3 protein-coding genes are annotated in these 1,426 nt (G+C 23.2%); all 3 read left to right on the top strand.

All coding sequences use genetic code 11. The features are described from left to right. Positions 1-94 (top strand): DUF226 domain-containing protein (locus BLO14_RS06035; protein ID WP_143280340.1); only part of this gene is annotated, 94 nt, incomplete at its 5' end. Beyond that, positions 70-810 (top strand): ParA family protein, encoded by a 741-nt coding sequence (locus BLO14_RS05845; protein WP_091974005.1) that lies wholly within the window; start codon positions 70-72, stop codon positions 808-810. The genes BLO14_RS06035 and BLO14_RS05845, both read left to right, overlap by 25 nt. A gap of 40 nt (positions 811-850) precedes the next feature. Beyond that, on the top strand, positions 851-1,393 hold the full coding sequence (locus BLO14_RS05850; RefSeq protein WP_012579278.1) for a chromosome replication/partitioning protein: 543 nt from the start codon (positions 851-853) through the stop codon (positions 1,391-1,393). Positions 1,394-1,426 lie beyond the last annotated feature (33 nt).

Genomic DNA, 1,426 nt, shown 5'->3' on the forward strand with positions numbered 1-1,426 from the left:
TACAGATTTAGAAAAACAAGTATATGAATTTTATGGGAAAAAATACCCCGAACAAGGACCACTAACAAAATGGATAATAAAAAACCTAAAATAATTACAATCGCGTCAATTAAAGGCGGTGTTGGTAAAAGCACAAGCGCAATAATTTTGTCGACTTTATTATCAAAAAATAATAAAGTTCTTTTAATTGATATGGATACTCAAGCATCTATTACTAGTTATTTTTACGAAAAAATAGAAAAACTAGGTATTAATTTTACCAAATTTAATATTTATGAGATTTTAAAAGAAAATGTAGACATTGATAGTACTATTATAAATATAGATAATAATCTTGATCTTATACCTAGCTATCTTACGCTACATAATTTTAGTGAAGATAAAATCGAATATAAAGATTTTTTGTTAAAAACAAGCTTAGGAACTTTACATCATATATATGACTATATAGTAATTGATACAAATCCCAGTTTAGATGTTACACTAAAAAATGCACTTTTATGTAGTGACTATATAATAATTCCAATGACAGCTGAAAAGTGGGCAGTGGAAAGTTTGGATTTATTTAATTTTTTTGTAAGAAAATTGAATTTATTTTTACCTATATTTTTAATAATAACAAGATTTAGAAAAAATAGAACACATAAAACATTGTTTGAAATGTTAAAAACAAAAGATGGGTTTTTAGGAATAATATCTGAAAGAGAAGACTTAAATAGACGAATAGCAGAAAATAATAATTTTGATTTAAATAAAGATTATATAAAAGAGTATAAAAATATTTTAGAAATTTTTTTTAAAAAAGTATAAAGTCTAATTAGTAGACTGTTGAATATAAAAGGAGTTTAAGTTGGATATTAAGGTAAATAAAAGAGATTTAAGCGATAATGGAAATTATATTATTGCTGATAGTGCATTAAATCATTATAATTCTTTAAAAGAAAAGTTAAAAATTAATTCTAAAAAAGAAATCTATTGTAAGTTAGAAACTTTAAAAATTTTAAAAGAAATTAAAGATAATGAATATTATAAACTTGATGGGTATAAAAGTTTTGAAGCTTTTTCTAAAGATTATAGACTTGCAAGAGCACAGGTCTATAATTATTTAAAAATTGCTAATGCAATAGAAGATGGGATTATACAAGAAGAATTTCTAATAAAAAATGGCATACTGGAAACATTAATTATATTAAGAAATAAAGAGAGCAAAACAATAAAAAAGTCAAAACAAAACCCGATAAAGCCTCTAAGATTTCAGCTTAAAAAACAAGAAAGTTATGATTTTTACAAAAATCATGCTAAATTTACAGCGTTTATCTTGGAAGAACTTCTTGAAAATCAAAAAGATTTTCTTAACAAGCTTTTAAAAAAATATAAACAATTAAAAGGATAATAAGAGGATTGTATGAGCAATTTAGCGTATAGG

Origin of the sequence: Borreliella japonica, from assembly GCF_900099615.1 — a bacterium.
GTDB lineage: Bacteria > Spirochaetota > Spirochaetia > Borreliales > Borreliaceae > Borreliella > Borreliella japonica.